Annotated in this window: 1 protein-coding gene; it reads left to right on the top strand. The window is 33.8% G+C overall.

What is annotated here, in order from left to right; translation table 11 throughout:
* Positions 1-237: diguanylate cyclase (locus AOA62_RS31650; protein ID WP_143521961.1), on the top strand; the 237-nt coding region annotated here is incomplete at both ends.

Raw genomic sequence — 237 nt, 5'->3', positions numbered from 1 at the left:
TCCTAATCGAAGACTACTTGAAGAAGATCTTGTCTATCGTATTCTAGAAGCGAAAGTCCACGAGAAAAAGGCAGGTTTAATTTTAGTAGATCTTGATCAGTTTAAGAATATTAATGATACATTAGGCCATTCAGCAGGAGATCGTTTTATCATGATGGCTGCTGAAAGACTTCAAAATATAAAATTGAATAAATACGTAGAGGATTACCAGCTATATCATATTGGTGGAGATGAATT

The organism is Pseudomonas sp. 2995-3 (assembly GCF_002742565.1).
Classification (GTDB): Bacteria; Pseudomonadota; Gammaproteobacteria; order Pseudomonadales; family Pseudomonadaceae; genus Aquipseudomonas; species Aquipseudomonas edaphica.
This window is presented reverse-complemented; position numbering and strand designations above follow the sequence as displayed.